Origin of the sequence: Acetobacter pomorum (assembly GCF_002738225.1) — a bacterium.
GTDB lineage: Bacteria > Pseudomonadota > Alphaproteobacteria > Acetobacterales > Acetobacteraceae > Acetobacter > Acetobacter pomorum.
The window spans coordinates 1-9,544 of record NZ_PEBQ01000081.1 but is presented as its reverse complement, the minus strand read 5'-3'; the positions used below and the strand labels follow the sequence as shown (position 1 = coordinate 9,544).

General features: G+C 56.2%; 8 protein-coding genes and 1 pseudogene. 5 read left to right on the top strand and 4 right to left on the bottom strand.

The genetic code is table 11. The annotated features are described in order from the left end of the window. Window positions 1–67 precede the first annotated feature (67 nt). The 4 genes and pseudogenes from CSR02_RS05185 to CSR02_RS05170 form a co-directional block, all read right to left on the bottom strand. A pseudogene (locus CSR02_RS05185) lies at window positions 68–1,123 on the bottom strand (SbmA/BacA-like family transporter); the annotation flags it as partial. Further along, entirely contained in the window at window positions 1,120–2,997 is a 1,878-nt protein-coding gene (gene thrS / locus CSR02_RS05180) for a threonine--tRNA ligase (protein WP_047957394.1), read from the bottom strand. The gene thrS and the pseudogene CSR02_RS05185, both read right to left, overlap by 4 nt. Before the next feature lie 41 nt (window positions 2,998–3,038). Then, window positions 3,039–3,545 carry a Fur family transcriptional regulator gene (locus tag CSR02_RS05175; RefSeq protein WP_020936739.1) on the bottom strand — a complete coding sequence of 169 codons (507 nt, stop codon included), beginning with the start codon at window positions 3,543–3,545 and terminating at the stop codon, window positions 3,039–3,041. Then, window positions 3,542–4,168, bottom strand: a complete 627-nt coding sequence (locus tag CSR02_RS05170) for a DUF1826 domain-containing protein (protein ID WP_020936738.1) — start codon at window positions 4,166–4,168, stop codon at window positions 3,542–3,544. Before CSR02_RS05170 ends, CSR02_RS05175 begins: the two co-directional genes overlap by 4 nt. Window positions 4,169–4,332: 164 nt before the next feature. Between CSR02_RS05170 and folE the strand changes: the two genes are divergently transcribed. From folE to repC, 5 genes are all read left to right on the top strand, one after another. Beyond that, the gene (gene folE / locus CSR02_RS05165; protein ID WP_020936737.1) at window positions 4,333–4,944 is read left to right on the top strand and encodes a GTP cyclohydrolase I FolE; all 612 of its coding nucleotides are present in this window, start codon (window positions 4,333–4,335) and stop codon (window positions 4,942–4,944) included. Beyond that, window positions 4,941–5,450 carry a phosphoribosyl-AMP cyclohydrolase gene (gene hisI, locus CSR02_RS05160; RefSeq protein WP_035362736.1) on the top strand — a complete coding sequence of 170 codons (510 nt, stop codon included), beginning with the start codon at window positions 4,941–4,943 and terminating at the stop codon, window positions 5,448–5,450. Before folE ends, hisI begins: the two co-directional genes overlap by 4 nt. Window positions 5,451–5,463: 13 nt before the next feature. Continuing rightward, a complete protein-coding gene (zigA, locus tag CSR02_RS05155) occupies window positions 5,464–6,693 on the top strand; it encodes a zinc metallochaperone GTPase ZigA (RefSeq protein ID WP_035362737.1) in 1,230 nt (409 codons plus the stop codon). A 75-nt stretch (window positions 6,694–6,768) separates the two neighbouring features. Beyond that, on the top strand, window positions 6,769–7,248 hold the full coding sequence (locus tag CSR02_RS05150) for an MDR/zinc-dependent alcohol dehydrogenase-like family protein (protein WP_020936735.1): 480 nt from the start codon (window positions 6,769–6,771) through the stop codon (window positions 7,246–7,248). A gap of 729 nt (window positions 7,249–7,977) precedes the next feature. Continuing rightward, window positions 7,978–9,297 (top strand): plasmid replication protein RepC, encoded by a 1,320-nt coding sequence (gene repC / locus CSR02_RS05140; RefSeq protein WP_003626803.1) that lies wholly within the window; start codon window positions 7,978–7,980, stop codon window positions 9,295–9,297. Window positions 9,298–9,544 lie beyond the last annotated feature (247 nt).

Here is a 9,544-nt window from a genome sequence, read left to right as displayed (position 1 = left end):
ACAGAAATCACATGCATTAGCCGCTTAAATCAGATAAAAAACGTCTCCACAAAACCCGGGGCAATTCAGTAGCCAGACGAGCAACATTGGCCCGCCACTCAGTAAGTGACGCGTAGGAGGACCAGATCCATCCGAGTGCGTCCTCAACGCGGGAAAAAGCCTGCACAAGCTGCATCAGCGTACCGAAGGTGATCTTGCCAGCGAAATAGCGGATTGATCCGACGAGAAGAGCAAAATTTCCTGATAATGTTCCCAGACCATCCGTCAGGAAACCAAGCCATTTGGCGCGTTTCATAATCCCGAGGAAGTTGTCGTAGATGACGTCGAATTTCCCGATCAGAAGACGCTTCTCATGATCGGCCCCATCACTGAGAGCGATGCTAGCCGCGTGATCGCGGATATGAACCAGACTGTACCGGAAGTCAGCTTCCGCTTTCTGCTGGGCGATCCGCAGTGGAATCAGGCGACGACCCGTCAGATGCGTGACGACCGATGCAAAGAGTGAATAAAGAAGAGCTATCCACAGGAAATATCCTGGGATACGTACGCCGAATATCGAGATCGCACCCGACAGCACCCAGAGTAGGCCGACATAGCTGAACAAAGTGACAAGCCGTGACACGATGTCGAGGAACTGCGATAACGTGTTCCGCACGAAGCCGTCGATATCTTCCTGGATACGCTGATCGGGATTATCGCCAACAGCGGTCAGACCGGTTTCCTCTATGGCAATCCGGAAAGCGACGTTCTGGTCAAGCCACTGACTGACCATGCGATGTGTGAGCCAGCGCCGCCAGCGCAGTTGCAGTAATTGTTGCAGGTAGGTGGCGTATACCGCCGCCAGCAGGGAAGGAACTGCGATGATGAAGAAGCCGGGGATCGGCATCGTCGGGGTGTGAACGAACCAGAACAGACCACGCAGGAAGGATGTGACGTCCCGCTGCTGTAGAGCGGTATAGAAAATGTTACGCGAAAACGATTGCAGCACATCCGCCCCCACAAGCAGAAGGGTCAGCCCCAGTACGACGCCAAGCAAAGTCCAGGCCGATTTGCGTTCCGCCGAGGTGAAATAGGGTCGGCTCAGATACCAGAGATCCGCGAGAGCAGCGCGTAGTCCCTTCATGCGCCAAAGACCTTTGGCAGGCGGAAGCGGGAGGCGTCAGCCAGCAGGTCGATGGCTGTTTCCATTGTCATTGTTGGTGCATCCGGGTTTCCATACTCCCGGATGGAGACGGTTCCCGCCTGTGCTTCTTTCTTTCCGACAATCAGCAGCACAGGCACTTTCGCGAGACTGTGTTCGCGGATTTTGTAGGCGATTTTCTCGTTACGGAGATCGGGTGCCACGCGGATGCCACGCTGGCGGAGTGCTTTGATCAGATCGTCCGCGTACTCGTCTGCGGCGGCGGTGATTGTCGCCACAACGACCTGAACGGGAGCGAGCCAGAAGGGCAGATGGCCGGCATGGTGTTCAAGGAGAATGCCGATGAAACGTTCCAGCGAACCGAACAGGGCGCGGTGCAGCATGACGGGCGGATGCTTGTCCCCATCCGCGCCGACATAATGCGCGTCCAGACGCTGAGGCAGATTGAGATCGACCTGCACGGTACCGCACTGCCAGTCTCGTCCGATTGCATCACGCAGTACGAATTCCAGCTTGGGACCGTAAAAAGCACCTTCCCCCGGATTGCGCGTGTAGGAAAGGCACGAAGCTTCGACCCCGCGCCGTAACGCGTCCTCTGAGCGATCCCAGATCTCGTCCGATCCGACACGTTTTTCGGGTCGGTCAGAGAATTTGATACGGACATCGTCGAAGCCAAAATCCTTATAGATTGAGAGCACAAGATGGCAGATCCGCTGCGTCTCAGCTTCCATCTGCTCCGGCGTGCAGAAAATATGCGCGTCATCCTGCGTGAATGCGCGCACGCGCATGAGGCCATGCAGCGCTCCTGACGGTTCGAAGCGATGGACCTTGCCGAATTCAGCCATCCGCAGGGGCAGGTCACGATAACTCTTCAGGCCATGACGGAAAACCTGCACGCCACCGGGACAGTTCATGGGCTTGAGGGCGTAGGTGCGGCCTTCGGTCTCGGTGGTGAACATGTTCTCCCCGAATTTTTCCCAATGGCCGGAAGCTTGCCAGAGAGACAGATCCATAATGTCGGGCGTATTGATCTCTACATAGTTCTCGGCCTGTTGGCGCGTGCGTAGATAGGCGAGAAGCGTCTGGAACAGCGTCCAGCCATTTGGATGCCAGAAGACCGCTCCCGGTGCTTCAGGCTGGAAATGGAATAGATCCATCTCGCGTCCAAGTCGGCGATGATCGCGGCGTGCCGCTTCTTCCTGACGTCGCTCCCACGCCGCCAGTTCGTCGGCATCACGACAGGCCGTGCCGTGAATCCTTTGTAGCATCGGGTTGTTCCGGTCGCCCTTCCAGTAGGCCCCGGCTGTGCCGAGAAGCCGAAAGGCGTGTCCGATCTGCCCGGTGCTGGCGAGATGTGGCCCCCGGCAGAGATCGACGAAGCTGCCCTGTCGGTAAAAGCTCAGGATAGCATCAACAGGCAGGGACCGGATGATCTCCGCCTTGTAGGGCTGTCCGTTCTCCTTACACCAGGCAAGGGCGCTCTCACGCGTCCATTCTTCCCGGATGATCGCTTCGTCCCGATCGACAATCTCGTGCATGCGGGCTTCGATCCGAACGAGATCATCATCCGTGAAAGCGCGCTCAGCCGCGAAATCGTAGAAAAATCCCTGCTCCGTGGCGGGCCCTGTCGCAAGCGCGGTGCCGGGAAACAGTTCACTGACGGCCTGTGCCAGAACATGGGCCGTGTCGTGCCGGACCAGGGAAAGTGCATCGGCGTCTGACCGGAAAACAGGCTCAGAAGGTCGGTCACCTGACATGATTGCCGAAAGATCGGAGAGAGCGCCGTCCACACGCCGGGCGAGAACGTCCTTTGGGGAATGTGATGCGGAACAGGACGCGATGGTGGTCGATGACATTGAAGAACCTTGACGAAGAAGGGCGATGAGAGGGCAGCGGCTCATTTGGGGGCGCGTGTCGGAAGATCGTTCTGTTGGGGGCGTTGCAACGCGGACGAGAAAGAAGGACAGGTACTGCACTGAGCGCAGACGCCCTGCACTTCCATCACCCGGTGCCTGACCTGGAATCCAAGGGTCTCGGCTGCGCTGTCGATCTGCTGGCACGATGACGTGGTTTCCACCGCCTGTGCGGCGCCACATCGGTCGCAGATACAGTAGACGAGGCGCGACGGATCGCCTGTCCGGATCCGCACGAAGGCATTTCGACTTTCGAGCCGCCCGACGAGCCCGTCAGCGATCAGCTTTTCCAGGGCTCGATAAATTGTAGGCGGGGCAACTCGGCGGCGATCTGGATGACTGACACACCGGAGGATATCATAAGCCGATAACGGCAAATCTGTCTTAGTCAGCGCGTCGAGCACATCACTCAGCAAAGAGGTGGTCCGGCCATTTCGGGTATTGGAAACCTGATGGACGCCGCGAGAAGGATGCGTGACATGTTCTTTCATCGGGAAACCGTATCCATCACAAGGATTGGCCCCGGAATCGCACCGTTTGGGTCACTGGCCGGGAGACGATGGAGGCAGCCAGGTTCGCCTTCAGCAGCTCCCTTGATAAACGCAACGGCGAAAGGCGACAGGGTACTAACGATGCCGCTCTTCGGGTCCTGATTGCTGCACCATTCCGCCCCGGTGCGTCCATAGCCGCAGATCAGCCTGAGCGCATCAGGAGGAAGTTCGAATATTGCATCACTACTGAGGGAGGCCATCAGTCGGATGTGCTGTCGGATGCCTCCCGTCAAAGCAGCGAACAGAGAGGATAGATCCACGACATCCGTCAGAATGACGGGAGGCCAATCCTGAAGCACAGCCGGGGTTGCAAGGTAATCCGCGATCTCCGAAGGCATGCCGGAGAGAGTGAGAGGAGACGGGGAGCCCGACCAGCCTGTGACCGACTTCTCCCAAGCTGCTGGAACTCTGCGGCCCCATACGACCATATCAACATCTGGCCGTTGCAGATCCATCACAACGGCCGCGTGGGCACAGGCGACTACATGCGGTGCGGGACAGCCAAGAGCGGCGTCTTCTGGTGTATCGACTTTCGCTGCGGGCCAACTCTCCATGAACAGCATGACACCGGGACTCTCCTGCGGCGCACGCGCTGACGGGGGCATGTTCATCGAGACGGGATGTTGCTGTGTGGAAGACGGCATGGCTCCGGCGCTTGACGAGAAGTGGGCGATGTTCATAATGTTATATTATAACATAACATAGTCAATGCCGGGACGAGGACTGAATGGACACATTGATTGAAACGCCCCGAAAAATCCGGGTGCGACCGACACGGGCTCAGGCGGAAGAAGCCGTGCGGACTCTGCTCGCCTGGACCGGTGACGATCCTGATCGTGAGGGACTGGTCGGCACGCCCGGCCGTGTGGTGCGGGCCTATGAAGAGTTTTTCGAGGGATATCAGGACGATCCGGTCGCCCTTCTGGAGCGGACTTTCGAAGAAACCGGAAACTACAATGAAATGGTGGTGCTGCGCGACATCCGGCTGGAATCCCATTGTGAACATCATATCATTCCACTGATTGGCAAGGCGCATGTGGCTTACCTGCCCGACAGGCGGGTAGTCGGCATCAGCAAGCTGGCGCGGCTCGTGGACGTCTTTGCCCATCGCCTCCAGATTCAGGAAAAACTGACAGCCCAGGTCGCCGACACAATCCAGAGTGTTCTGCAGCCGCGCGGCGTTGCGGTGGTGATCGACGCGGCGCACCAGTGCATGACCACACGTGGGGTGCGTAAGCCGGGCGTGAGCATGGTCACCAGTCGCCTGTTAGGCGAGTTCAAGACCTCGGAACCTTTGCGTCGCCAGTTCTTCGCTATGGTGGGAATAGGGGGCGTATGATGGGCGAAACTTTCCCCTCTGCATCAACAGCGTTCCAGCCTCGTGTCTCTATCGAGCAGGTCGAGGAAGGAACCGATCTTGCCCCGCGTTTTGACGCTAGCGGATTGCTGAGCGTGGTCACGACGGACGCGGAGAGCGGGGATGTCATGATGGTCGGCGTCATGAACGCCGAAGCGCTCGCCCGTACCATCGAAACCCGCGAGGCGCATTACTGGAGCCGGAGCCGCCAGTGTCTCTGGCGGAAAGGCGCCACGAGCGGGCTGATCCAGCATGTCATCGAAATGCGGATTGATGACGATCAGGACGCGGTCTGGTTGCGGGTGCGCACCGCGGGCACAGGAGCGAACTGCCATGTGGGTTATCGAAGCTGTTTTTACCGGCGTGTCGATCTCACTGCTGATGAAGTCGTTTCGGCGTCATCCGCTGAACTCGTCTTTTGCGAAACGCACAAGACCTTCGATCCAGTCGCTGTCTATGGCGACGTTCCGAACCCAACACAGCTTTAGAGGAGAAAAAACCATGGACAACAGACTTCCCGTCACCGTGCTGTCCGGCTTTCTGGGCGCGGGCAAGACGACCCTACTCAATCATGTGCTAAATAACCGCCAAGGCTATAAGGTCGCGGTGATCGTAAATGACATGAGCGAGGTCAATATCGACGCCGATCTGGTGCGCGATGGTGGCAGCAATCTGTCGCGCACCGATGAGAAGCTGGTCGAAATGACCAATGGCTGCATCTGCTGCACCCTGCGCGATGATCTGTTGCAGGAAGTTCGGCGGCTCGCAGAGGAACGGAAATTCGATTATCTGCTCATTGAATCCACAGGCATCGCAGAGCCGCTGCCAGTCGCCGCGACGTTCGAGTTCCGTGACGAGAATGACGTCAGCCTGAGCGATATCGCACGGTTGGATACGATGGTGACGGTCGTGGACGCGGTCAATCTCCTGCGCGACTATTCCTCCAGCGATTTTCTGAAGGATCGGGGCGAAACAGCCGGGGAAGACGACGAGCGTGCTCTGGTCGATCTGCTTGTCCAGCAAATCGAGTTTGCCGATGTCGTGGTCATCAACAAGGTTTCCACCGCCACGCCAGATCAGGTGGACGCGGCGCGGAAGATCATTCGCGCGCTGAATGCGGACGCCGACATCATCGAGACCGATATGGGACGGGTTCCTGTTGAACGGATCCTGAATACCGGTCGCTTCGATTACGACAAGGCGCACCAGCATCCGTTGTGGTTCAAGGAACTTTATGGGTTTGCCAATCATGTTCCCGAAACGGACGAATATGGCATCCATAATTTTGTCTACCGGGCGCGGCGTCCGTTCGAGCCCGCAAAATTCCAGGCTTTTCTTGACCGGAACTGGCCGGGTGTCGTGCGTGCCAAAGGTCATTTCTGGTTGGCCACGCGCCCGGACTGGGTAGGAGAAATGAGTCAGGCCGGAGCCCTTGTGCGGAGCGAAGCAATGGGGTTGTGGTGGGCCGCGATACCGAAAAACCAGTGGCCAGACAGCGATCAATGGCGGGATTTTGTTCTGGGAAACTGGGATTCCGTCTATGGCGACCGGCGGCAGGAAATCGTCTTCATCGGCACGGCGGAGATGGATGAAGCAGGACTGCGCCGGGATCTTGACGCTTGTCTTGTGCCGGATCTTGGAGATACCCCTTTTGAGCCGTTACGCTACGCACGACTGCCCGATCCTTTTCCGGTCTGGCGTCGCCAGTCGGAAAATCTTGAGCACGCTTGAAGGGGTGATTGCGATGCATCTACGTAAAGTGACTTTCTTATGAAAATACGAGCTGTTATCGCGTGAGAACCCAATATGGCTTGGAGATTGATCTGGTTGATTTCCAAGGCTCGAAATCTGCGAGCGACCGATCTTGTTAAACCGACCGATCATACTGATCCGATCCAGAAGGTGATCATCGAGATGATGGGCGGCGGAGTGGATTATTCCTTCGAAGCGATCGGTCGCGTTGATGTCATGCGCGCTGCCCTTAAGCGCGGCCATAAAGGCTGGGGGAAATGCACGGTCATCGGTGTTGCCGGGGTACGGCCTTGGAGGGTAAAAGGGTGTTCGCCGTTACCCGGCATGGTCGATGAATGGCTGGCGGGAAAATTCAGCGTCGATCCCTATATCGCCCACAACATGACGCATGACTGGATCAATACGGCATTTAATCTTCTACATCGGGGGAGGTCATTCGTTCTGTCATGTACTATCAACCGAGGGAAACACTCTCCAACGACCTGCCTGGCGAAATTCTGGCCGATCTTTAGGAGACAGACCATGGCTAACTGAGTGGATTAATCCTCAATATAGCAACCTGACCACTAATACGGCCATCGCGGAGCTAAAACTCATGCAAGGAACTGATCCTGCGATAACCATTGTGGCTGAAAACCGCGACTGTACCGCCATTTCTGGTTTTGACCAGCATGTTTGATTTGTGAATTTTCGGAAACCATCTTGCAAGAATCCGGGGGGTGGAATTTGTTATTTCACGACTCCCTTTCGGTATCCGTCCAGTCTCAGTTTTCTGGGCATAAGTGTTTGTTTTTGTACAAATAGTGGTGCTGTTTGTTGTGGAATCAGTCTCAAACATTTATGCCCTTGTGGTTGGTCGCATCTTGATTGTGCATCCTGTCGCATGACGAGCACATAGTGGGTGCGCCAACCAAAGGTCTCGTGTGCATCGGTTTTTCCTATTGAAAGGAAAAGATCGTGCAGTGAGGAATATGTAAGAGGCGATGGATAGGGCAGCTAATGCGGCCTGGTTCGTCAGTATGACTGAGAGGAAGAATGAGCCATGACATAGTTTCCCCCAAAAACGACTGAGGCCCCGCTTTCGCGAGGCCTGCAGACACAAAAAACATTCCCTAGGGGATGTCGGATGAAAATAGTTTGGCGACAATTTTTCTCCGACATTTGCCGTAAAATTGCAAGTCTTTTCTTGCCATAGGGGACGTTTGTCCTGCGGGTCAGGAGCGCGACGGGGGTTTTGAACCCATTCGTCGGACAAAAAGAATAATGATAACAGAAGATTATGCCCGTTCTGCGGGTATCAGGAAAATCACGCCTGCCATGGTTGCGGCGCGCGCAACAGCTGAGGCCCTACCGCTGCAGGCTGTGGAAATGAGCGACCTTTATCGCTATTTGCGTCAAGGACGGTCGATTCTCGGCCTGACATGCCAGCAGACAGAACTGCTCTGTTATCTGATCGCATTTACCCAACCTGCCGACTGGTCAGGTGAGGACGATGTTCTGCCCGTCTCGACGGCTTCCAATCTGGATATCCAGCAACGCTTTGACCTCGGCCGCACCCGCGTCAAAACTCTGTTGCGCGAACTTGCCGAAGCTGGGTGGCTTCTCTACCGGGATAGTCCCAACGGACAGCGATACAGGCGATCAGGCCCGTTTGCTCCAAGGGGACAGCAGGCTTACGGGTTTGATCTTTCTCCGCTCGCCCGCCGATTTGAGGATTTGGAACGCGCAGCACAAACGGCACTGTGGCGGCAACAGGAAGGTCGCCGTCTGCATCGCGAAGTCACGATGATTGCCAGGACTATCTATGCCCTTTTCCAGACGGCTGATGAGGCAGGGCTCACGGTAAAAGACAGACAACAGATACTCGCTCGCACCTCTGCGTTGGTCGGTCAGCGTGGGACAGATCGCGATCCTCAGTGGCTTGACCCCATATGTCAGGAGCTACGCCAACTTCACGATCAGCTGGAGAGGGACATTTCGTATCTTCAAGAGCTAGAACATCAACCTGATGAGATCAAAGCTTCGTCTCTTTTATCTGTGGAAAGTGACCCCATGGGGTCACCTGAGCGACCCCAATATACTAATACAAACCCATCCATATTAGCTAAAGCTACTGTAAAAGCAGACGGCTCCGCCGAAAATTGCATTGAAGCTACGCGTAGTCGGCCGTCCTCGTCTTCCCGTGTTGCAGAACACCAGACACCACCCCCTTCTGCGGCAGATCCATTGAGGGGATTCCGGGCCAAGCCGACATTCGTGCTGCATATTGCCCCGATTTTCCGTCAGTATTGCACTTCCGATAGGCCGGCCGAGACGCAGATCATCCAGGCAGCGCTCTACGCGTGCGAACAGCTGGGAATTTCCAGACATGCTTGGGCACAGGGGCAAGCTGTTTTTGGGGACTATCCGAATGCAGTGGTGATCGCAGCAATTGCCGCACGGACAGATGCTGGAGAAGTCCGTTCACCGGGAGGACTGCTCCGTGCCATGATTTCGCGCTACCTGTCGGGTCAACTCGCACTGGATCGTACACTCTACGGGCTGGCGGAGAAGCTGAAAAACGGTCCGACTGTCGTGCAGTAAGCGTCAACCAGGTGGTTTCAAGTTCAAGCAAAAAATGTGTTTTTGGTCGCATCATGCTCTGGCTGAGTCGTGATCGTAGGAGATCATACGATGCAGACGATAAGGGATATGTTTCCCCCTTCGCTCGGCACAACCGGGAGGACCGAGGGCACCATGCTTGAACCAACACGCTTTCCACGTGTCGACGCGGAAATCTCACAGATGGAGTAATTTTGGATCATTTTCTGGTTGTTCAGGACTTCCTATA